At 45.6% G+C, this 21,109-nt stretch carries 21 protein-coding genes and 1 other RNA gene; 17 read left to right on the forward strand and 5 right to left on the reverse strand.

Annotated features, from left to right (window positions below):
- Nucleotides 1–146: 146 nt before the first annotated feature.
- Nucleotides 147–590 carry a Z-ring associated protein ZapG gene (zapG, locus tag MTR11_RS02810; protein ID WP_005395919.1) on the reverse strand — a complete coding sequence of 148 codons (444 nt, stop codon included), beginning with the start codon at nucleotides 588–590 and terminating at the stop codon, nucleotides 147–149.
- Nucleotides 591–785: 195 nt separating this feature from the next.
- On the opposite strand from zapG, the gene zapE reads away from it, so the two are divergent.
- The 8 genes from zapE (at nucleotide 786) to sspB (ending at nucleotide 7,419) form a co-directional block, all read left to right on the forward strand.
- A complete protein-coding gene (gene zapE / locus MTR11_RS02815) occupies nucleotides 786–1,889 on the forward strand; it encodes a cell division protein ZapE (RefSeq protein ID WP_243326987.1) in 1,104 nt (367 codons plus the stop codon).
- A 250-nt stretch (nucleotides 1,890–2,139) separates the two neighbouring features.
- Nucleotides 2,140–2,568, forward strand: a complete 429-nt coding sequence (gene rplM / locus MTR11_RS02820) for a 50S ribosomal protein L13 (protein WP_012842158.1) — start codon at nucleotides 2,140–2,142, stop codon at nucleotides 2,566–2,568.
- 15 nt (nucleotides 2,569–2,583) lie between these two features.
- Nucleotides 2,584–2,976, forward strand: a complete 393-nt coding sequence (rpsI, locus tag MTR11_RS02825) for a 30S ribosomal protein S9 (RefSeq protein WP_005372876.1) — start codon at nucleotides 2,584–2,586, stop codon at nucleotides 2,974–2,976.
- A 618-nt stretch (nucleotides 2,977–3,594) separates the two neighbouring features.
- Entirely contained in the window at nucleotides 3,595–4,185 is a 591-nt protein-coding gene (gene petA / locus MTR11_RS02830) for a ubiquinol-cytochrome c reductase iron-sulfur subunit (RefSeq protein ID WP_005396462.1), read from the forward strand.
- Entirely contained in the window at nucleotides 4,185–5,450 is a 1,266-nt protein-coding gene (locus MTR11_RS02835; RefSeq protein ID WP_005372880.1) for a cytochrome b, read from the forward strand. Before petA ends, MTR11_RS02835 begins: the two co-directional genes overlap by 1 nt.
- Entirely contained in the window at nucleotides 5,447–6,184 is a 738-nt protein-coding gene (locus tag MTR11_RS02840; RefSeq protein WP_005372881.1) for a cytochrome c1, read from the forward strand. Before MTR11_RS02835 ends, MTR11_RS02840 begins: the two co-directional genes overlap by 4 nt.
- A 96-nt stretch (nucleotides 6,185–6,280) precedes the next feature.
- Nucleotides 6,281–6,916, forward strand: coding sequence for a stringent starvation protein SspA (gene sspA / locus MTR11_RS02845; RefSeq protein ID WP_005372897.1), 636 nt, complete (start codon nucleotides 6,281–6,283; stop codon nucleotides 6,914–6,916).
- A 17-nt stretch (nucleotides 6,917–6,933) separates the two neighbouring features.
- Nucleotides 6,934–7,419, forward strand: a complete 486-nt coding sequence (gene sspB, locus MTR11_RS02850; RefSeq protein WP_031780550.1) for a ClpXP protease specificity-enhancing factor — start codon at nucleotides 6,934–6,936, stop codon at nucleotides 7,417–7,419.
- Between the two features lie 70 nt (nucleotides 7,420–7,489).
- On the opposite strand, the gene MTR11_RS02855 is transcribed toward sspB, so the two are convergent.
- The 4 genes from MTR11_RS02855 to MTR11_RS02870 are packed head-to-tail and all read right to left on the reverse strand — an operon-like array spanning nucleotide 7,490 to nucleotide 10,937.
- Nucleotides 7,490–8,155, reverse strand: coding sequence for a BON domain-containing protein (locus MTR11_RS02855; protein WP_243326988.1), 666 nt, complete (start codon nucleotides 8,153–8,155; stop codon nucleotides 7,490–7,492).
- 21 nt (nucleotides 8,156–8,176) lie between these two features.
- Nucleotides 8,177–8,767 (reverse strand): phosphoheptose isomerase, encoded by a 591-nt coding sequence (locus tag MTR11_RS02860; RefSeq protein WP_005372901.1) that lies wholly within the window; start codon nucleotides 8,765–8,767, stop codon nucleotides 8,177–8,179.
- Nucleotides 8,768–8,770: 3 nt separating this feature from the next.
- Complete coding sequence (locus tag MTR11_RS02865; RefSeq protein WP_046873997.1) at nucleotides 8,771–9,139, reverse strand: YraN family protein; 369 nt, start codon at nucleotides 9,137–9,139, stop codon at nucleotides 8,771–8,773.
- Nucleotides 9,126–10,937, reverse strand: a complete 1,812-nt coding sequence (locus MTR11_RS02870; protein WP_237309078.1) for a penicillin-binding protein activator — start codon at nucleotides 10,935–10,937, stop codon at nucleotides 9,126–9,128. The genes MTR11_RS02865 and MTR11_RS02870 overlap by 14 nt, the downstream gene beginning before the upstream one ends.
- Before the next feature lie 68 nt (nucleotides 10,938–11,005).
- Here MTR11_RS02870 and rsmI point away from each other — a divergent pair, with 68 nt between their 5' ends.
- The 9 genes from rsmI to murD all read left to right on the forward strand — a co-directional run bounded on the left by rsmI (nucleotide 11,006) and on the right by murD (nucleotide 21,097).
- Entirely contained in the window at nucleotides 11,006–11,869 is an 864-nt protein-coding gene (gene rsmI, locus MTR11_RS02875) for a 16S rRNA (cytidine(1402)-2'-O)-methyltransferase (protein ID WP_005396454.1), read from the forward strand.
- A 167-nt stretch (nucleotides 11,870–12,036) separates the two neighbouring features.
- Nucleotides 12,037–12,464, forward strand: an RNA gene (rnpB, locus tag MTR11_RS02880) — RNase P RNA component class A.
- A 229-nt stretch (nucleotides 12,465–12,693) separates the two neighbouring features.
- On the forward strand, nucleotides 12,694–13,644 hold the full coding sequence (gene rsmH / locus MTR11_RS02885) for a 16S rRNA (cytosine(1402)-N(4))-methyltransferase RsmH (RefSeq protein WP_005396452.1): 951 nt from the start codon (nucleotides 12,694–12,696) through the stop codon (nucleotides 13,642–13,644).
- A gap of 5 nt (nucleotides 13,645–13,649) precedes the next feature.
- Nucleotides 13,650–13,967 (forward strand): cell division protein FtsL, encoded by a 318-nt coding sequence (ftsL, locus tag MTR11_RS02890; protein WP_012842154.1) that lies wholly within the window; start codon nucleotides 13,650–13,652, stop codon nucleotides 13,965–13,967.
- Nucleotides 13,964–15,757: a penicillin-binding transpeptidase domain-containing protein gene (locus tag MTR11_RS02895; protein ID WP_006743237.1), complete on the forward strand. Its 1,794-nt coding sequence runs from the start codon at nucleotides 13,964–13,966 to the stop codon at nucleotides 15,755–15,757. The genes ftsL and MTR11_RS02895 overlap by 4 nt, the downstream gene beginning before the upstream one ends.
- Nucleotides 15,758–15,819: 62 nt before the next feature.
- Nucleotides 15,820–17,301, forward strand: coding sequence for a UDP-N-acetylmuramoyl-L-alanyl-D-glutamate--2,6-diaminopimelate ligase (gene murE / locus MTR11_RS02900; RefSeq protein ID WP_243326989.1), 1,482 nt, complete (start codon nucleotides 15,820–15,822; stop codon nucleotides 17,299–17,301).
- Nucleotides 17,298–18,662 (forward strand): UDP-N-acetylmuramoyl-tripeptide--D-alanyl-D-alanine ligase, encoded by a 1,365-nt coding sequence (locus tag MTR11_RS02905; protein ID WP_243326990.1) that lies wholly within the window; start codon nucleotides 17,298–17,300, stop codon nucleotides 18,660–18,662. The genes murE and MTR11_RS02905 overlap by 4 nt, the downstream gene beginning before the upstream one ends.
- The gene (gene mraY / locus MTR11_RS02910; RefSeq protein WP_005372931.1) at nucleotides 18,662–19,744 is read left to right on the forward strand and encodes a phospho-N-acetylmuramoyl-pentapeptide-transferase; all 1,083 of its coding nucleotides are present in this window, start codon (nucleotides 18,662–18,664) and stop codon (nucleotides 19,742–19,744) included. The genes MTR11_RS02905 and mraY overlap by 1 nt, the downstream gene beginning before the upstream one ends.
- Nucleotides 19,745–19,783: 39 nt before the next feature.
- Entirely contained in the window at nucleotides 19,784–21,097 is a 1,314-nt protein-coding gene (gene murD / locus MTR11_RS02915) for a UDP-N-acetylmuramoyl-L-alanine--D-glutamate ligase (RefSeq protein ID WP_243326991.1), read from the forward strand.
- Nucleotides 21,098–21,109: the final 12 nt, after the last annotated feature.

Raw genomic sequence — 21,109 nt, forward strand, 5'->3', positions numbered from 1 at the left:
CTTTGTTAATAACTAATATAGGGCCTAGTTCGGATAATCAAAGGGGGAGGCAGTTCACATCCAAGTTAGAGCAAAGGTAAGAAGAAAAAGTTCAAAAAAGGGCCGATACAAATGTATCGGCCCTAGTAGGTAGAGGTAAGAGAAGGTTATGATGCTTTTGCGGTTACCGCTTCGGGAGCATTAATGATTTCTTTCTCTTGATCCTTTAAAAGACCCGTTGCGCCATTGGCGTAGTCTTTTGGCTGTTCGTTAAACTCTGGTTGATCTTCTGCAATAGCTTCAGAAGACATTGCCGTTTTCTTATCAAACGGGTTGTCTTGCTCTGGCAAGTTTGGCAAAAGCTCAGAAGAGGTCTTAGCCATATGTTGGTACAGCTTGGTGTAATCTTTACCTAGTGTATCCAACATTTCTGCGGTTTGTGCAAAATGATCGACGAGCTCTTGACGTTGTTGCTCTAGTTCAAACTTGGCCGCTTCAAGTTCTTTCTGCACAGACTTTTGTTTCTTGTATTCAGGGGTGGTTAGTCTACTAATGACTACGCCTACGATTGTACCGACCAGCAAACCCACAATGGCATAAATCCAAGGCATAACTGCTCCTTATAGTTGTTTTAACAAGTCTTTTACTACTTAGTTACACGCGGTGCTAGTCCATGTTACTATGGCTTGAACAGCCGATAAAGAAAAATAGCAGTATGTCTTCGGGGACTGATAACTACTTCTCTCTATTCTCAAAGTTGACCCCGAGGTAACCCTTTTCCCAGTACCTCTATACGACTTAATACGATGACACCACTACAACAATATAAAAAAGACATAGCAGAACACGGGTTTCAGCGTGATGAAGCTCAGTATCAAGCGGTCGTTGCATTAGATAAGCTTTACCATGCTATCGTTGAATTTCAGTCAGCTCCTGTGCCCCAGCTTTCCAAATGGCAAAAGCTCATGGGAAAAAAAATCGACATGCCTGAGCCCCCAAAAGGTCTTTACTTTTGGGGAGGAGTCGGACGCGGTAAAACGTACCTCATGGATGCGTTTTTTGATGCTTTACCAACCCAAAGAAAAATGCGCGTACACTTTCACCGCTTCATGTATCGAGTACATGATGAGTTGAAGCTGTTAGGTGATGTCGAAAATCCGCTAGCAAAAGTAGCGGATAAATTCAAAGAAGAAGCGGATGTGGTTTGCTTTGATGAATTTTTTGTCTCTGACATTACGGATGCGATGATCCTTGCAACGTTACTCCAAGAGATGTTCAAGCGGCAGATGATCCTAGTCGCGACTTCAAACATCGAGCCACAGAACTTATATCGTAATGGCTTACAAAGAGCGCGCTTTTTGCCTGCAATTGATATGATTTTGGCACGCTGTGACGTGTTGAATGTTGATAGTGGCGTTGATTATCGCTTAAGAACGCTTGAACAGGCCGAAATATACCATTATCCACTTGATGAACAGGCCAACATTAACCTCAACAAGTATTATCAGCAGCTGACGGGCGAACGTCAGATCGTCGCTCATCAAATCGAAGTTAATCACCGTCAGCTTGAGGTAATTGAAGCGAGTGATGGGGTTCTGCATGCGTCTTTTGCTCAGTTATGCCAAACCGCTCGCAGTCAAAATGACTACATTGAGCTGTCCCGAATTTATCACACGGTATTATTGGCGGACGTTCAACAGATGAACCGAAAAATAGATGACGCTGCGAGGCGTTTTATCGCACTGGTCGATGAGTTTTACGAGCGCAATGTGAAGTTGATTATTTCTGCTGAAGTGCCAATGGAAGACTTATATACTGAGGGGCAGCTCGAGTTTGAATTTAAGCGCTGTTTGTCTCGGCTCACTGAGATGCAAAGTCATGAGTACCTCGCGCGTGAGCATTTGGCCTAAATCTAGTGTGTTCTTAAAAAGTGAAGAAAAAATTAGTGATTTGGCGCAAAAAAAGGTGATTTTTTCTTCGCTCTTCTCTATAATCCTGCGACCCACCGTTACTGCAGACCGGATTATCGAAGTTATTTCGAAATTGAAGGTCGAGAGTACCAACGACTCGAAGGGGTGATGACTGGGCTCTTAGACAGTGTGGGAGCACCAGAACGGTGTTCCTTAAAGTTTAAATTTTAATTAACGGGTTATTATTAGCATGAAAACTTTCGTTGCTAAACCAGAAACTGTAAAACGCGACTGGTACGTTGTAGACGCTGAAGGTAAAACTCTTGGTCGTCTAGCAAGTGAAATTGCATCTCGCCTACGTGGCAAACATAAAGCTGAATACACTCCTCACGTTGACGCTGGTGACTACATCATCGTTATCAACGCTGAGAAAGTTGCTGTAACTGGTAACAAAGCTAAGAACAAAGTGTACTACCGTCACTCTGAGTTCCCAGGTGGTCTAAAATCTATCACTTTTGAAAAGTTGATCGATCGTAAACCTGAGATGGTTCTTGAGCTTGCAGTTAAAGGCATGCTTCCACGTGGTCCTCTAGGCCGTGCTATGTACCGTAAGCTTAAAGTTTACGCAGGCGCTGAGCACAACCATGTTGCTCAACAACCACAAGTACTAGACATCTAATTGGGGATTTCGAAAATGGCAGAGAATCAATACTACGGCACTGGCCGTCGCAAAAGCTCAGCTGCACGTGTTTTTATTAAACCAGGCAGCGGCAACATTGTAGTAAACAAGCGTAACCTTGACGAATACTTCGGTCGTCCAACAGCTCGCATGGTTGTACAACAACCTCTAGAACTTGTTGAACTAACTGAAAAGCTAGACCTTTACGTAACAGTTAAAGGCGGCGGTATTTCTGGTCAAGCTGGTGCTATCCGTCACGGTATCACTCGCGCGCTTATGGAATACGATGAGTCTCTACGTCCTGCTCTACGCGCAGCTGGCTACGTTACTCGTGACGCTCGTTGCGTTGAACGTAAGAAAGTTGGTCTACGTAAAGCACGTCGTCGTCCACAGTTCTCTAAGCGTTAATTTCCTCTTATTGGAAATTCTGCTTTTCAGAGTTACTCTGGAAACTGTGTACCAAAAGCTCGGCTCTATGCCGGGCTTTTTTGTTTTTAAAGAAATAATACCTGCCTATCAATATCCATTTGTATTCACTTATAACTAGGCTCAGAGTAAAGCTTCTTCCTTACCATACGTTATAAGCTTATTTATCTGCTGTGGATGCCTTTACGTCTTAATATCCCTGCAACATGTTTTAAAATGCCTACTCGTCTTTTTTGCGTATGCGGCGTGCTACAAAAGTGAAAATACAAACAACGTAAGTTGAATGCGCACTAAGAAATATTTTGCTGTGTAATTAACTGAAAACTACCAAGATAAAAGGTTTGAATAGCTTTCAGCAGAACTTCCATGTTGTGCTTTCTTGTTACAAATCACATCAATTTTTTATAATTCTGCCGCTTTTGTGACGACGCGAGCGATTTGCCTCACAAATGTTACAAAAAGGTAGCTTTATCTTGTCAAAAAGTAGGGTTTTCTTTATCATTTCCCTCCAATAAATAGAACTAAATTCATTATTTGTTAGCCATGCTCTTATAAGCGGAATAATAACGATCCAAAGGGAGCAAATGGGAGAATGTTTGGATGAGCAACGCGCCTTTAAATAACGGTCGCAGGCGTTTTCTAACCGCTACAACGGCAGTTGTTGGTGGGTTAGGGGCAGTCGCCGTCGCCGTGCCTTTTATCAAATCATGGAATCCGAGTGCTAAAGCCAAAGCGGCAGGTGCACCGGTGGAAGTGGATATAAGTAAAATTGAACCAGGTCAGCTGGTTCGTGTCGAGTGGCAGGGGAAACCTGTATGGATTGTTCGCCGCACTCAAAGCGTTCTAGATAACTTAAAAACGATCGGCGATAAGCTTCGTGATCCGCAATCTGAAATGGAACAGCAGCCTGAGTACGCTCAGAATGAGTTTCGTTCGATTAAGGAAGAGTTTTTTGTCGCTGTTGGTTTCTGTACTCACCTAGGTTGTTCACCAACCTATCTACCAGACTCTTTCTCAGAGCAGGTCCAGGGCGTAAGATCTGGCTTCTTCTGTCCTTGTCATGGTTCTAAGTTCGATATGGCTGGTCGAGTGTTCCAAGGGGTACCTGCTCCATTGAACCTTGTCGTTCCTAAGCACATGTATTTGAGCGACACCAAGCTCATTGTGGGTGTTGATGAGGGGGATGCATAATGCAAGCAATGTTAGACTGGGTTGAAAAGCGTATTCCTGCAATGAATGCTTATAAAAAGCATTTGTCTGAATACCCAATGCCTAAGAACTTCAACTTTTGGTACCTTTTCGGTTCTCTGGCGATGCTGGTTCTGGTTAACCAAATCCTAACGGGTATCTGGCTAACGATGAACTACGTTCCTTCTGGTGACGGTGCGTTTGCTTCTATCGAGTACATCATGCGTGATGTAGAGTACGGTTGGCTTCTACGTTACATGCACTCAACTGGCGCATCTGCGTTTTTCGTTGTTGTGTACTTGCACATGTTCCGTGGCCTGATCTACGGCTCATACCAAAAACCTCGTGAACTACTGTGGATCTTCGGTATGTTGATCTTCCTCGTTCTAATGGCTGAAGCATTCATGGGTTACCTACTGCCATGGGGTCAGATGTCATACTGGGGTGCGCAGGTAATCATTTCTTTGTTTGGTGCGATTCCTGTTATCGGTGATGACCTAACGCTTTGGATCCGTGGTGACTACATCATCTCTGGTGCAACGTTAAACCGTTTCTTCGCACTACACGTTATTGCACTGCCTATCGTTCTACTTCTTCTTGTGGTTCTGCACGTATTGGCGCTGCACGAAGTCGGCTCAAACAACCCTGATGGTATCGAAACTAAGCTACCAAAAGGTTCAATGGGCGATGATTACAAGACACAGTTCAAGTTCCACGATTACTACACGAAGAAATACGACATTATCGACTCTATTCCTTTCCACCCATACGGTACGGTTAAGGACTTAGTTGGTGTGGCTGGTTTCTTGTTCTTCTTCTGTTACGTGCTGTTCTTTAACCCAGAAATGGGAGGATACTTCCTTGAACCGCCTAACTTTGAAGCGGCCAACCCACTGAAGACACCAGAGCACATTGCTCCTGTATGGTACTTCACGCCGTTTTACGCAATTTTACGTGCGGTTCCAGACAAACTATTAGGTGTTATCCTAATGGGTGCGTCAATTGCAGTGCTGTTTGTTCTACCTTGGTTGGATCGTTGTAAAGTTCGTTCATACCGTTACCGTAGCAAACTTCATCTGTTGAATATTGTACAGTTCACTATCGCCTTTATCGCTCTGGGTATTTTAGGTGCGTTACCTGCAACACCAACGTACACACTACTATCTCAGATCTTTAGCTTGTGTTACTTCATGTTCTTTGTGTTGCTGTTCTTCTACAGCAAAAATGAAGCAACCAAACCATTACCAGAGAGGGTGACATTCAAATGAAGAAGTGGATTGTAATTCTATTTGCTATGTTGCCATCACTAGCGATGGCAGCGGGGGCTAACGTTCCGCTTGATAAAGCGAATGTTGACCTAACGGATAAAGCTTCGCTACAAAACGGTGCGAAGTTGTTCATGAACTACTGTTTTGCTTGTCACTCAACGCAGTATCAGCGTTATGAGCGTGTAGCAACAGACTTGGAAATTCCAACAGACTTAATGAAAGAAAACCTGATTTTCAATCCTGAAGCGAAAATCGGTGATCTAATGGTCAATGCAATGCCACCGAAGCAAGCGGCAAACTGGTTTGGTGCTCCACCACCAGATCTTACGTTGGTTGCACGAGTTCGTGGTGCTGATTGGTTATACACTTACTTACGCTCTTTCTATGTTGATCCATCTCGTCCATTCGGCGTGAACAACATTGTCTTCCCGAGTGTTGGTATGCCACATGTGCTCGAAGAGCTACAAGGTATCCCGACGCCGATTTACGATACGAAAATCGTAGATGGCGAAGAAGTACAAGTTGTTGTTGGTACTGAAACAGACGGTACGGGTGAGCTGAGCGAGGGCGAATACGACAAAGCGGTTGGTGACCTAGTGAACTTCTTGGTTTATTCAGGTGACCCAGTGCAGCTTGAGCGTCATGCTTTAGGTTGGTGGGTAATGGGCTTCTTAGTGCTTCTAACCATCGTTGTCGTGATGCTCAAGAAAGAGTATTGGCGCGATGTGCATTAATTGTGCTAAAATACCGTGCTAATTCCCAATTTTAATTGATGTACAATGGAGGCTTAGCCTCCATTGTTTTTATTTGTAAGTGTACTGGAGGGCTCCATGGCTGTAGCTGCCAATAAACGTTCTGTGATGACTCTTTTCTCAAGTGCATCAGATTTGTATAGCCATCAGGTTCGCATTGTACTAGCTGAAAAAGGCGTAAGTGTTGAAGTTGAGCTTGTTGACGAAGCAAACCTTCCTGCTGAGCTTGTTGAGCTAAACCCATATAAATCAGTGCCAACTCTTGTTGACCGTGAGCTAGCTCTTTACGATTCAAAAATCATCATGGAGTACTTGGACGAGCGTTTCCCTCATCCACCTCTAATGCCGGTTTACCCTGTTGCTCGTGGCAACAGCCGCTTGATGATGTACCGTATCGAACGCAACTGGTATTCACTCGCTGAAAAAGTGATGAAAGGTAATGCAGAAGAATCAGAAAAAGCACGCACAAAGCTGCGTAATGATCTTCTGACGTTAGCGCCAATTTTTGCTGAATATGAGTACTTCATGAGCGAAGAATTCAGCTTGATCGATTGTTACCTGGCTCCACTATTGTGGCGTTTGCCTCAACTTGGTATCGATCTGGTTGGCCCTGGTTCAAAAGAAATCAAGGTGTACATGAACCGCGTATTTGAACGTGATTCGTTCCTTGCTTCTTTAACTGAAGCTGAACGTGAAATGCGCCTAGTTCGCTAAGCGATTTAGAACACGTTATGGATATTGCAAAAATGACTGCTCGCCGTCCGTATATGCTTCGTGCATTTTACGATTGGCTAGTAGACAATGACTTGACTCCTCACTTGGTGGTGGATGCAACGATGCCGGGCGTACGTGTACCGGTTGAGTTTATTCAAGATGGTCAAATTATTTTGAATATTGCACCACGTGCGGTGGGTAATCTTGAGTTAGGTAATGATGCGATTACCTTCCATGCTCGCTTTAGCGGTCGTCCACACTCAGTAATTGTGCCTGTGTATGCTGTCCAAGCTATTTATGCGCGTGAGAATGGTGCTGGTACTATGTTTGAACCAGAAGAAGCGTACACTCACATCGAAGAAGAAGCGATGACCGAGGAAGAATCATCCCCATCGTTTACAACGGTTAGCGATGAGCCTTCTGAGTTAGCCTCTGATTCGGATGCCGAAGAGGACGATGCTCCTCGACCAAAAGGCAAACCAAGCTTAAGAGTGATTAAATAATAAAAAAGCAGCGTAACGCTGCTTTTTTTCTTTTTAGTGTCTTGACGTGTTTTCAAGTGATGTTTCGCAATTACTCAATCGTAAATGCTTCGACGTTGGCTTCATTTTCCGCGTTTGTCTCACTTTCTATTGTTTGTACACCGTCACTCGGTAAGTCCACTTCAACAGGTTCCATTTCGCCATATTGGAACCCTTTAATGACTTGTTTTACGCCAGAGATATTACGCGCGATTTCTATCGCTCGCTCGCCTTGCTCTGGTGTGACATAACCAAACAGAAAAACGTCGCCGTCTTCAGTGATCACTTTAACCTTAACGCCATTGAGCTCAGAGTCGGTAAGCAAGGCTGATTTTACTTTGGTTGTGATCCAGCTGTCGTTGCTAATTTGAGTGACAGTGAGTGGCTCTTTTTGTTTGATTTGATTGTGTATGACTTTCACACCACTAACTTCTCGAGCTCTTCGCTCTAAAGCATGGATAAGGTCTTGCGTTGGAGCCTGACCCATAAGAACAACCGTACCGTTATAGGAGCTGGCAACCACACGAACCTCACCTTTAAACGGCGCCTTATTCCCGATCGCCGCAACTTCGAATTCGATGTTGTTGTCCTGCCAAATTTGTTTTGTACTGCGTGTGTCCGTGACAATATTTGCTGTGGTTGCAGCGCCAGCGATAAACAAGCCAGCGCAACCACTTAAACTCAATGCTGTTAATAAGATAACGAGGCTACGTATCATAATTCTGACCCTCAGTCTTGGTTACTCTTCATGAGCAGGGAAAAGCACCTGGTCAATAAGATCACAAAGACAATGGAGTGTCACCATATGTACTTCGTGAATACGTGCAGTGCGGTGTGATGGAATGCGAATTTCGACGTCGTTCTCACCAAGCAGCCCTGCCATCTCACCGCCATCTTTTCCTGTTAGCGCGATAATCGTCATGTCTCGAGTTACGGCCGCTTCCATCGCTTTGATAATATTTTTGCTGTTACCGCTAGTCGACATGGCAAGCAGAATGTCGCCTGGCTGGCCAAACGCTCGTACCTGTTTTGAGAAAATTTCCTGGTAGTGGTAGTCGTTTGCAACAGCGGTCAGGGTTGTATTATCGGCTGTTAAGGCCATTGCAGGTAGGCTAGGGCGCTCAGTTTCAAAACGGTTTAAAAGACAAGAAACAAATTGTTGAGCGTTTGAAGCACTGCCGCCATTACCACAACATAAAATTTTGTTGCCATTGAGCAAGCTTGAGACCATCGCTTGGGCCGCGTGAGTAATGGCATCGGGCAGCGCCTCTGCTGCTGCGATTTGAATTTGAATACTTTCTGTAAAGCTGTCTTTAATGCTGTCTAGCATCGCTTATCCTTCAGAGATTGCGTTTTCTATCCAGTTGATATCTCGCCCATTGTCATGAATAGCGATGACATCAAACCGATAATCGATATTGTGTTTTAAGCGCTTTTGTTGGCTAAGCCAAACTTGTGCAGTTTTGATTAGCTTGCGCCTTTTTGCGTGCGTTACCATTTCTGCTGCTGAGCCAAAGTGATCGTTCTTACGATATTTGACTTCAACAAACACGATAGTTTCACCTTGTTGGAAGATTAAATCAATCTCACCGACCTTGGTCAGGAAATTTTGTTCAATAAAGCGCAAGCCCTGGCGTTGCAAATAGTGCTTCGCCAGAGCTTCATATTGATTTCCGATTTGGCGCTTACTAAAGAGCCCCACGCTCAGCCCAGCTCAATTCACGCTGTACAACACAGTTGTTGTCGATACTTAAAATACCGGTTTGGCCACCGACTGAGTAACCAGGAACGACCTTCATTTGTGGAAGTTCACCGATCAATTTATATGCATCCATACCGAGTGCTTTCAAACGTTTTTCCATGTTAGATTGCTCTGACCAAAGCTCGTTCATTTCAGCGGTCACGCTAGGATCTGGGTCAATCAGCAATGGAATGTCGCTGTAGATGATGCCTGTTAGATCTTCGTATGTCGCGCCGCCACTGTTGCTACGCGAACTAGAGAAGATTTGTGGTGCTTTCGCATCAGGGTTAATCGCTACTTCGATAAACGGCTTGATCAAAGTCAGCTCAGTGCTTCTAGCTACGATATAAACCGCATCAACATCACGACGGCTACGTGGCTGTGTTTCAAGCTTAATTCGCATTAATGATTGCATCTGGGCGATACGCTGCTTGCTCTCTTGCAGGCCAAATACTTCATTGATGTCTTTTTGAAGTTGGCGCTTGTCACCAAAGTAACTTGCTGCGACTTTGTTAGAGCTGTACTTTCGCCATTCTTTGTTGAAAGCCTCAGTTACACGCTCTCCAAAGCTGCCTTTTGGTGCAAGAATAAGAGGGAAGTTGTAGCCTTCGCTGAACAAGTGTTTTGCAGCTTGTGCGGCTTCTTGTTCCGGTGATAATGCCAAGTAGCAAATATTGCTATCTGGTTGCACATCCTCGGGGATATTTAGCGCAAGGGCTGGAATGGTAGGGCCATTTGCTGAGCCATCCATGGTTGTGTGCAACAACTCCACGTTCTCTTTTTCTAGAGGGCCAACAACAAAATCGATGTTTTCATTGATCAAGCGTTGTTTAATTTGGTCAGCGTTATACGCATTGGTGTCAATCACCGTAAGTGTTGCACTTGGATCGCGATTACGATCATTCATCATCGCAAACACAAAACCATCACGAATTAATTGTGCTTGTGGCGAGAACTTACCCGTCAGCGGTAGCAATAAAGCAGTATTGTTTGGCTTCACGATATCAAGAGAGAGAATGTTTTGAATCTCTTCTGGTGTGTAGATAGCAGCAGGGTGCGAAGGGTTTTCGCTTAACCAGCGCTCTAGCGTATTTTTAAGTTGGGACAGGTTGCCCGATAGCGTTTTTGCATAAACAGCCAGCTGCAGCCAGCCGTCTAGAACATCCTCATTCGGCTCTGTTTCTAATGAGGTGAGTTCATATTCTGAGTAGCTGCCAAAGTTCATCCAAATACGGCTAGAGATTTCCCTCTGCTCTGCTGACGAGGCGTATTGACCAAATGCAACCAGCTGGCGGTTTGCTTCAAACGCTTGGTTAAGGCCTTGATAAGCGTCGGCACGCATCAAGTAATAGTCTTTCCATTGCTCGTTTGGCAATTTCCACCAAGGTTTAAAGTTTAACAATTGCAGCAACTGCGAGTAATTACCTTGCTTTTGCTGTATGGTCGCACGCGCCAGTTGCCACTCCGCTTGCTGAACTTCGGTCAACTGTTGTCGAGCCAGACGTTTGATCAACAGTTCTGCTTGATCAAGCTGGTTCGCTTGAATAGCGGCTTTGGTTGCCATGATCAACCAGTCATTTTGTAAACTGCCTTCCGTGCTATCAGCTTGGATCATATAGTTCTGAACAGACTGAGTAGGCTCAAGTGTTACATCAACGCCATCAGGCTGTCTTGGACCTGAAGAACAGGCGGCGAGCGTAATTGCTAGTGCAACAGGAGTAAGTATGCGTGGTACACTGAGTCTCTTATGGTTAATCATTGCCGTGAGTTCTCTATAATTTTGTACAAAATTGTCTCTATATTAATCGTTGAAGTGATGGTAAACAAATGACAGATAAAAATAAGTTGCCGAATGAGGGGCCAACTCTCTATATCGTACCGACTCCAATCGGAAATTTAGCGGATATCACCCAACGTGCTATCGAAATTCTGTCGACGGTGGACATCATTGCTGCTGAGGATACTCGACATACGGGTAAATTACTGTCTCACTTCAATATTCAAACCAAAACTTTTGCTCTGCATGATCATAATGAGCAGCAAAAAGCACAGGTTTTGGTAGAAAAGCTGCTTTCCGGTCAGTCTATCGCGTTAGTTTCTGACGCTGGTACGCCACTTATCAGCGACCCAGGATACCATTTGGTGACAAAATGTCGTCAAGCGGGCGTTAGAGTTGTGCCGCTTCCTGGTGCTTGCGCGGTCATTACGGCGTTAAGTGCATCAGGCTTGCCATCCGATCGCTTTAGCTTCGAAGGCTTTTTACCACCGAAAAGCAAAGGCCGTAAGGATAAATTCCTAGAGATTGCTTCGGTAGAGCGTACGTGTATTTTTTACGAGTCACCGCACCGTATTTTGGACTCTTTACAAGACATGTTAGACGTTCTTGGCCCAGATAGAGAAGTCGTGTTGGCGAGAGAACTAACGAAAACTTTTGAAACCATTCAAGGTATGCCATTAGGTGAGTTAATTGAGTGGGTGAAAAGTGACGATAACCAACAGCGTGGCGAAATGGTATTATTGGTACATGGTCATCGCGAAACCGCGGACGATTCATTGCCAGATGATGCCTTGCGTACATTAGGGATTTTAACCAAAGAGCTGCCTTTGAAAAAAGCAGCGGCTTTGGTGGCAGAAATACATAACTTGAAGAAGAATGCGTTATATAAATGGGGCTTAGAAAACTTAGACTAAGTGCTGCTAGCGATATAAATGGTCAATGAGGGCTGATGTTTAGGCATCGGCCTTTTTATTATCTATTTTTGGCGCTTTGACTAAAAAGTCATCACTTAGTGCATTCATTTCATCATATCTGTGATCTCACTAGACTCTGAGTAGATAACTCTATACAATCCGCCCTCGGAGTTGACTGGGTAGTCGCTGCTTTACTGATGTCCTTCGGGAGACTGACGTTGAAGTCCTTTGGGAGACTGACGTTGACGTCCTTCGGGAGACTGGTAAAGGGGAGGAAAGTCCGGGCTCCATAGAGCAGGGTGCCAGGTAACGCCTGGGAGGCGCAAGCCTACGACAAGTGCAGCAGAGAGAAGACCGCCGATGGCCCTAGGGCACAGGTAAGGGTGAAAGGGTGCGGTAAGAGCGCACCGGACGACTAGCAATAGTTCGTTGCAGGGTAAACTCCACCCGGAGCAAGACCAAATAGGCCTCCACATTGCGTTGCTCGCGTAAGGAGGCGGGTAGGTTGCTTGAGCCAGTGAGCGATTGCTGGCCTAGACGAATGGCTACCGCCGCGCAAGCGGAACAGAACCCGGCTTATGTGTCGACTCCAACTATTCGAGACCCATCACTACTTTTTGTAGTGATGGGTTTTTTGCATTTTATTGACGCAAACCCTGTCATTACCAATAAACTTGGCGTTAAATCACGTCTGACTTTAGACTTGAGGTGGCGATGATGTGGGAAATCAGTACACTATGGTAGGTTGATCTTTTGCTATAAATATTCAGCATGAGAGAGCAACATATCTTAAAATCGCTTCAAGATCATTCAACGAGAAAGCTATGACCGAAACCTTCCAACATATTTCCGTGTTATTAAATGAATCCATTGATGGCTTAGCTATCAAACCAGACGGTATCTATATCGATGGAACATTTGGCCGTGGCGGTCACAGCCGGACTATTCTATCTAAACTCGGCGAAAACGGCCGACTGTACAGTATCGATCGTGACCCTCAAGCGATAGCTGAAGCAGGCAAAATCAATGATCCTCGCTTCACCATCATTCATGGTCCATTTTCTGGTATTGCTGAGTATGCTAAAGAGTATGACTTGGTTGGCAAAGTTGATGGCGTTCTACTGGATTTAGGTGTTTCTTCTCCGCAGTTAGACGACGCAGAGCGTGGCTTTAGCTTTATGAAAGACGGCCCGCTAGATATGCGTATGGACCCAACATCAGGTATTCCCGTATCTCAATGGCTAATGGAAGCTGACTTAGATGATATTACTTGGGTGATTCGTGAGTTTGGTGAAGACAAACACGCGCGCCGCATTGCCAAAGCGATTGTTGCCTACCGTGAAGACGAAGAAAATGAACCACTGGTACGTACTGGCCAGCTCGCGAAGCTGATCTCAGATGCTGCACCCAAAAGCTTTAAAGAGAAAAAACACCCTGCGACTCGTGCGTTCCAGGCATTTCGTATTTACATCAACAGTGAGTTAGAAGAAATTGATACGGCACTAAAAGGCGCGGCAAGCATTCTGGCTCCTGAAGGTCGTTTATCTGTCATCAGTTTCCACTCTCTGGAAGACCGTATGGTCAAACGTTTTATCCGTAAAGAGAGCAAAGGACCTGAAGTGCCACATGGCATTCCAATGACTGAAGAGCAAATTCGTGCTCTTGGTAGTGCGAATATGAAAGCGGTGAGCAAAGCGATTAAGCCAAGCAAACAAGAAATTGAAATGAACCCTCGTTCGCGCAGCTCTGTGCTAAGAATTGCAGAAAAGCTTTAATTATTATGACGAAACCCACTCCTAACCTTGCTAAGTTGATTGCAACGGATCTTATCACCGTTGGTCGCTGGCCATTACTGTTGTTGCTATTGATCGTGGCATCGGCAATGGGAGTGGTATTTGCTACCCACCATGCGCGTCAAGCGATCACCGAAAAAGATCACACTTTGGTTGAACGAGAGCGTTTAGATAGCGAATGGCGCAACCTGATGTTGGAAGAAACGGCCCTCGCGGAACACAGTCGTGTTCAAGACCTTGCCAAAAAAGAACTTGAAATGAAACGACCTGATGGCGATAAAGAAGTGGTTGTCACGCTCAAATGATTAGAAAGAAAACCAACACGAAACCAAGCAACAAGCGTAAACCTGTCGCGAAAGAAAAAAACGCTTCGGGGGATACGAAAACCGAGAAAAAAGCAGTGAAAGTGGCGGTTGAAGAATCCTTTCTGATTCGTTGGCGCTTCCATCTATTACTGTTTTTTGTCTTTTGTGCATTTGCACTTTTGGTGGCGCGCGTAGCCTATATTCAAATCATTGAACCGGATAACCTGATTAAACAAGGTGACCTACGCTCGGTTCGTGTGAAATCCATTCCTTCTGCACGCGGTATTATTTCGGACCGAAATGGTGAGCCGCTCGCTGTCAGTGTGCCTGTTGAGGCCGTTTGGGCGGATCCCGCGACGATATTTAAAGAAAATGCCTTAAGCCAGACCAAGAGTTGGTATGCATTAGCGGATGTTCTTGGTGTTGACCGACAAGGGTTGATAGACAAGATCAAGCACAATGAAAAGCGCCGCTTTATTTACTTGCAGCGCCAAGTGAGTCCAGCCATGGCGAACTATATTCGTGAGCTAAAGCTGCCTGGTGTGGGTCTTAAGTCAGAATCTCGTCGTTACTATCCTGCCGGTGAGGTTAGTGCTCACTTAGTTGGGGTGACGGGGATTGATGGGCATGGTCTAGAGGGTGTTGAGCGTAGCTACGATGAATGGCTTACTGGCGCCGCAGGTAAGAAAACCATTCGTAAAGACCGTTATGGTCGCGTCGTAGAAAACATTGCGTGGCAAGACAAGCAAGAAGGTAAGTCACTCCAGTTGACAATCGACCAGCGCCTACAGGCGATTGCTTATCGTGCGATTAAACAAGCCGTTGCGGACCATCGCGCTACGTCAGGCTCCGTTGTTATGTTGGACGTGAAAACCGGCGCCGTATTGGCCATGGTGAATGCGCCTTCCTACAACCCTAACAATCGTAGCGACTGGCAAAGCTATAAAATGCGTAACCGAGTGATCACGGACTCGATGGAGCCAGGCTCCACCATTAAGCCTTTCGTTATTTTAGCCGCCTTAGAAAATGGGGTAGCCGATAAAGATACCATCGTAGATACCGGTAATGGTGTACTTCGTTTAGGTGGTAGTCGAGTCAGAGATGTCTCTCGCGTAGGCAAAGCGAGCTTGACCACGATCCTTAAAAAGTCGAGTAATATCGGTGTGACGAAGCTAGCAATGCAAATGCCGGTAGAGGCGCTTCTTGGGCTGTACAGTTCAGTGGGTTTTGGTGAGCTTTCTGGCCTAAACCTAGTTGGGGAAGTGACGGGTATTTTTCCTACACGAACTCGTTGGTCGCCAATTGAACGCGCCACGATTGCGTTTGGTTACGGTCTATCAATTACACCAATCCAGCTAGCCCATGCTTATGCGACGCTTGGAAACCTTGGCAAATACGAGCCTATTCATATTATTGAAAGCAATGATCATGACATGTCACGTCAAGTGGTGAGTGCGAAGTATGCGCGTCAAGTATTAGACATGTTGGAAACCGTAACTCAAAAAGGGGGCTCGGCTCGCAGAGCGGCAGTTCCTGGTTATCGAGTGGGAGCGAAAACAGGTACATCACGTAAAGCTTCTGCTGGTGGGTACAGCGATGAGTACATCACCTACACGGCTGGGCTTGCTCCGGTTAGCGATCCGCGAATTGCTTTAGTAGTGATCGTAAATGAGCCTCAAGGCGATGACTATTATGGTGGTTCGGTAGCGTCTCCTGTCTTCTCTGAAATCATGAAAGGCGCGCTACAAATACTCAATGTTGCACCTGACGAAAACAAATTCCAACAGTAAGCCCTGTGGTTTACTGAGCAAACAAAATTAAGAAAACCTGAGCCAAAGCTCGGAGAACAAATATGACTAAAGCCATCAGTATGGACGTGCTGCTTTCCCCTTGGGTGGATTGCCCTAGCTTATCGTCCGTTCTTGTTTCTGAATTGGAGCTCGACAGCCGAAGAGTTCAACCTGGAACCACGTTTGTAGCAGTGATTGGCCATGTTGTGGATGGGCGTAAATTCATTGCCTCTGCAATTGAGCAAGGTGCAAATGCAGCCCTGGCGCAAGCCTGCGATGTCAAAACACATGGTACGGTGGAAATCATTGATGATGTTCCCGTCATTTACATTGATAGGTTGGACCAACGTTTATCCGCAATTGCTGGAAAGATCTATGCTTACCCTGATATGGATTTGATTGGTGTCACCGGCACCAACGGCAAAACCACCATTACCCAGTTAATAGCGCAATGGCTAGAACTGCTTGACCATAAAGCGGCGGTAATGGGAACAACAGGAAATGGCTTCCTCAATAACTTGCAACAAGCTGCGAATACAACGGGGAATGCCGTTGAAATTCAGAAAACGCTCTCCTCTCTCGCAAATCAACAAGCCACATACACCGCGCTAGAAGTATCTTCTCATGGCCTGACGCAAGGTCGTGTCAAAGCATTATCATTTGCGGCGGGCGTGTTTACTAACTTAAGTCGTGACCACTTAGATTATCATGGCACGATGGAAGAGTATGCCAATGCAAAGCTTGGGTTGTTCACGCAACACCAATGTGAACGTGCCATTATCAATGTTGATGATGAAGTAGGTCATCAATGGGCGTCGCAGTTAAGTAATGCGATCGCTGTTTCGCTCAAGGCGAACACTGAATTTGAAAGCGCAATTTGGGCGACGGAAGTCAGTTACGCGGAGTCAGGGATTACTATTAAGTTCGATGGTAAATTTGGCTCAGGTAAATTGCACGCGCCATTGATTGGTGAGTTTAATGCAACCAACTTAATGCTCGCTTTTGCGACCTTATTAAGCTTAGGTAAAGAGAAACAAGCGTTACTCGAAACCGCAGGTCAACTGCAACCTGTACTCGGCCGAATGGAGTTATTCCAAACTGAGGATCGTGCCAAAGTCGTGGTTGATTATGCCCATACTCCTGATGCTTTAGAAAAAGCGCTGCAAGCTTTACGAGTTCATTGTGAAGGCCAGCTGTGGGCTATTTTTGGCTGCGGTGGCGATCGCGATGCAGGTAAGCGCCCAATGATGGCGGAAATTGCAGAGCGTCTAGGCGACAGAGTGGTGTTGACTGACGATAACCCACGCAGCGAAGACCCGGTTCAGATTGTGAAAGACATGTTAGCTGGGCTGTCAAAACCTGCTGAAGCGATTGTTCAGCATGACCGCTTCAAAGCACTGTATTATGCCATTGAAAATGCTTCGCCAAACGACATTATCTTGTTAGCTGGGAAGGGTCATGAAGATTATCAGATTCGTAATGGCGAAACGATTCATTACTCCGACCGCGAGTCCGCAATGCAACTTTTAGGATTGACCTCATGATCAAAGTAACGTTATCTCAAATTGCAGACATCACTCGTGGCGAGCGATTCGGCGACGATCTACTTATCGACGCGGTTTCTACTGATACACGAGCGATTGAGCGTGGGGCTCTATTTGTGGCGTTAGTAGGGGAGCGCTTTGATGCGCACAACTTTTGCCAACAAGCGGTAGATGCAGGTGCCGGTGCTTTACTCGTAGAAAAACGCTTAGATGTGAATGTGCCGCAAATTGTGGTGTCGGATACCAAACTTGCATTGGGTGAGTTTGCTTCTTGGGTGCATCAAGCATGCAAAACACCTACCGTTGCCATCACCGGAAGTTGCGGTAAAACGACCGTAAAAGAAATGGTTGCGAGTATCCTGCAATTGAAAGGCAAAGTGTTATTCACGGCGGGTAACTTCAATAATGATATTGGTGTTCCGTTGACATTATTACGCTCACAGCAGGATGATGATTATGCCGTGATTGAGCTTGGTGCTAATCATATAGGTGAAATTGCTTACACGACTCAGTTAGTAAAACCAGATATCGCGTTAGTGAACAATGTAGCCGCCGCTCACCTTGAAGGCTTTGGTTCTATCGATGGCGTGAAACAAGCCAAAGGTGAAATCTACCAAGGCCTTTCAGCTGGTGGTATTGCGATTGTTAACCTAGACAGCAATGGTGAAGCCAAGTGGGATGAAGTGTTAGCAGATAAGAAAGTCATTACTTTTTCACAACGTAATACTGATGCAGACTTCTTCGCTTCTAACATCGTATTGAACGCCGCAGGTGAAGCAAGCTTTGACTTACATATCGCAGCAAGCTCACAAGAAATTGAACTGTCTCTGGGTATTATAGGTCAACACAACGTTGCGAATGCGATCGCTGCTTCTATTATTGCGTTACAAATGGGCGCCACATTAGAAGAGGTTCGCGCTGGCCTTAAACATTTGAACAAAGTGAAAGGTCGCGTCGAGGTTGAAGCGCTGAGCGAAAAGATAAAATTGATTGACGACAGCTACAACGCGAGCGTGCCAGCCATGAAAGCGGCAGTTGATTTATTGGCCGCTTTCCCAGGTCAACGCTGGCTGATTTTAGGTAATATGGCGGAATTGGGCGAGGAAAGTCTTGCACTTCATCGTCAAGTCGGGGAACATGCTGCCCCACAAAAATTTGAACATGTTCTCACATATGGTGCAGACGCCAAGGTGATCAGTGATCTTTGCCAAGGCATTCATTTTGAGACGCACCAAGAGATGATTGAATACATCAAGCAGCATCTAGACCAAGCCGTTCCTGAAAACCATACGATATTGGTGAAAGGAGCGAACGGTGCACGTATGTTTGAAGTCGCTGCTGCTTTGAAGGAGTATTATTAATGATTATTTGGCTTGCCGAGCTGCTACAGCCATACCTGTCTTTTTTCCGATTGTTTGAATACTTGTCTTTTCGAGCAATCCTAAGCGTATTAACCGCTCTAGGTCTGTCATTATGGATGGGACCAATCATGATCAAGCGTTTGCAAATGCTGCAAATTGGTCAGGTAGTGCGTAACGAAGGTCCTGAATCTCACTTTAGTAAGCGTGGTACCCCAACAATGGGCGGTATCATGATCTTAGCGGCCATCTCAATCACGATTTTGCTATGGACAGACTTATCCAACCCTTACGTATGGGCGGTACTGACAGTCTTACTTGGCTACGGTGCGGTCGGATTTGTTGATGATTATCGTAAAGTGGTACGCAAAAATACCGATGGCTTGATCGCGCGTTGGAAGTACTTCTGGCAGTCGTTGATCGCGTTTGTCGTCGCTTTCGCATTGTATGCTTACGGTAAAGACACAGCAGCAACTCAGCTAGTGGTGCCATTCTTTAAAGACATCATGCCGCAGCTTGGTTTGATGTATATCATTCTGACTTACTTTGTCATTGTAGGTACAAGTAACGCGGTCAACCTGACTGATGGTCTAGACGGTTTGGCAATCATGCCAACGGTTCTTGTTGCAGCAGGCTTCGCGGTTATTGCATGGGCGACCGGTAACGTTAACTTCTCTGAATACCTTCATATACCATACTTACCACATGCTTCTGAGTTAGTTGTCGTATGTACAGCAATCGTAGGTGCAGGCCTTGGTTTCTTGTGGTTTAACACGTACCCAGCACAAGTGTTCATGGGCGATGTGGGCTCACTAGCGCTTGGCGGTGCATTGGGCACCATTGCTGTTCTAGTTCGTCAAGAGTTGGTGTTGGTGATCATGGGTGGCGTATTTGTAATGGAAACGCTATCAGTCATCCTGCAGGTAGGTTCTTACAAATTACGTGGTCAGCGCATTTTCCGTATGGCACCAATTCACCACCACTACGAATTGAAAGGTTGGCCAGAACCTCGCGTAATCGTGCGCTTCTGGATTATTTCTATGGTTCTTGTTCTGATTGGTCTTGCGACATTGAAAGTGCGTTAATCGCGCTTTCCAAGAACAAGATTTACAGTGTGATCAAATATGGAACGTTGGCAAAACATACATAGTGTTGTCGTCGTAGGGCTCGGTATTACCGGGCTCTCTGTCGTTAAACACCTAAGAAAAAATCAGCCACAACTTGTGGTCAAAGTCATTGATACTCGTGTAAACCCTCCAGGTGCAGAGCGCTTGCCGGAAAGTGTTCAACTGCATAGTGGTGGTTGGAATACAGACTGGCTTTCTGACGCGGATCTTATCGTGACCAACCCTGGTATTGCGCTAGCGACACCAGAGATCCAAGCCGTATTAGCAAAAGGTACGGCAGTAGTAGGTGATATCGAGTTATTCGCTTGGGCGGTGCAGAAACCGGTGATTGCGATTACGGGCTCAAACGGTAAGAGCACAGTAACCGACCTCACAGGTGTGATGGCTAAGGCTGCAGGTTTGGATGTTGGTGTTGGTGGTAACATCGGTGTGCCTGCACTGGATTTGTTAGAACAAGACGCAGACCTATATGTACTCGAACTTTCGAGCTTCCAGTTAGAAACGACGTCAAGCTTAAAGCTCAAAGCCGCTGCGTTTCTGAATCTTTCTGAAGATCATATGGATCGTTATCAAGGCATGTCTGACTATCGACAAGCTAAGTTGCGTATTTTTAACCATGCTGCTCTTGCAGTCGTGAACCGTGATGATCAAGAAACCTTCCCAGACGCAGAGATGCCATTGGTGACATTTGGCAGCGACAATCAGGACTTTGGTCTCGAGGTGGATGGCAACCGTACTTGGCTGCTCGATCACGGTCAACGAGTTGTCGCAAGTGATGAGCTTAAGTTGGTTGGTAAGCACAACTTATCTAATGCTCTGGTTGCTTTAGCGCTATTAAAAGCTGCGGACGTAAACTATCACAACGCATTGAATGCACTTAAAAATTACACAGGACTGACACACCGATGCCAGGTGGTTGCGGATAATCAAGGCGTAAAATGGGTGAATGACTCTAAAGCAACTAATATTGCGAGCACTATGGCTGCGCTATCTGGTTTGGAGTCGACAGGTAAGCTCTACTTGCTCGTTGGTGGTGTTGGCAAAGGTGCTGACTTCTCGCCATTAAAACCGATCTTCGCGACGCTTAACTTGCAACTGTGCTGCTTTGGCGCTGATGGCGATGACTTTATGCCACTGCATGAATCTGCAATACGTTTCGACACCATGGAAGATGTGATTCAACAAGTATCTTCGCAGTTAAAACCAGGTGATATGGTGATGCTGTCTCCAGCATGTGCTAGCTTTGATCAATTCGACAACTTTATGGCAAGAGGCGATGCCTTCGCTGCTCTTGCTCAGAAATATGCATAATTAAAGGTTACA

This window comes from Vibrio sp. CCB-PB317 (genome assembly GCF_022808245.1).
Classification (GTDB): Bacteria; Pseudomonadota; Gammaproteobacteria; order Enterobacterales; family Vibrionaceae; genus Vibrio; species Vibrio diabolicus.

Coding starts and splice junctions, on each gene's coding strand:
- zapG (WP_005395919.1), bottom strand. CDS start 590: ATGCCTTGGATTTATGCCATTGTGGGTTTGCTGGTCGGTACAATCGTA.
- zapE (WP_243326987.1), top strand. CDS start 786: ATGACACCACTACAACAATATAAAAAAGACATAGCAGAACACGGGTTT.
- rplM (WP_012842158.1), top strand. CDS start 2,140: ATGAAAACTTTCGTTGCTAAACCAGAAACTGTAAAACGCGACTGGTAC.
- rpsI (WP_005372876.1), top strand. CDS start 2,584: ATGGCAGAGAATCAATACTACGGCACTGGCCGTCGCAAAAGCTCAGCT.
- petA (WP_005396462.1), top strand. CDS start 3,595: ATGAGCAACGCGCCTTTAAATAACGGTCGCAGGCGTTTTCTAACCGCT.
- MTR11_RS02835 (WP_005372880.1), top strand. CDS start 4,185: ATGCAAGCAATGTTAGACTGGGTTGAAAAGCGTATTCCTGCAATGAAT.
- MTR11_RS02840 (WP_005372881.1), top strand. CDS start 5,447: ATGAAGAAGTGGATTGTAATTCTATTTGCTATGTTGCCATCACTAGCG.
- sspA (WP_005372897.1), top strand. CDS start 6,281: ATGGCTGTAGCTGCCAATAAACGTTCTGTGATGACTCTTTTCTCAAGT.
- sspB (WP_031780550.1), top strand. CDS start 6,934: ATGGATATTGCAAAAATGACTGCTCGCCGTCCGTATATGCTTCGTGCA.
- MTR11_RS02855 (WP_243326988.1), bottom strand. CDS start 8,155: ATGATACGTAGCCTCGTTATCTTATTAACAGCATTGAGTTTAAGTGGT.
- MTR11_RS02860 (WP_005372901.1), bottom strand. CDS start 8,767: ATGCTAGACAGCATTAAAGACAGCTTTACAGAAAGTATTCAAATTCAA.
- MTR11_RS02870 (WP_237309078.1), bottom strand. CDS start 10,937: ATGATTAACCATAAGAGACTCAGTGTACCACGCATACTTACTCCTGTT.
- rsmI (WP_005396454.1), top strand. CDS start 11,006: ATGACAGATAAAAATAAGTTGCCGAATGAGGGGCCAACTCTCTATATC.
- rsmH (WP_005396452.1), top strand. CDS start 12,694: ATGACCGAAACCTTCCAACATATTTCCGTGTTATTAAATGAATCCATT.
- ftsL (WP_012842154.1), top strand. CDS start 13,650: ATGACGAAACCCACTCCTAACCTTGCTAAGTTGATTGCAACGGATCTT.
- MTR11_RS02895 (WP_006743237.1), top strand. CDS start 13,964: ATGATTAGAAAGAAAACCAACACGAAACCAAGCAACAAGCGTAAACCT.
- murE (WP_243326989.1), top strand. CDS start 15,820: ATGACTAAAGCCATCAGTATGGACGTGCTGCTTTCCCCTTGGGTGGAT.
- MTR11_RS02905 (WP_243326990.1), top strand. CDS start 17,298: ATGATCAAAGTAACGTTATCTCAAATTGCAGACATCACTCGTGGCGAG.
- mraY (WP_005372931.1), top strand. CDS start 18,662: ATGATTATTTGGCTTGCCGAGCTGCTACAGCCATACCTGTCTTTTTTC.
- murD (WP_243326991.1), top strand. CDS start 19,784: ATGGAACGTTGGCAAAACATACATAGTGTTGTCGTCGTAGGGCTCGGT.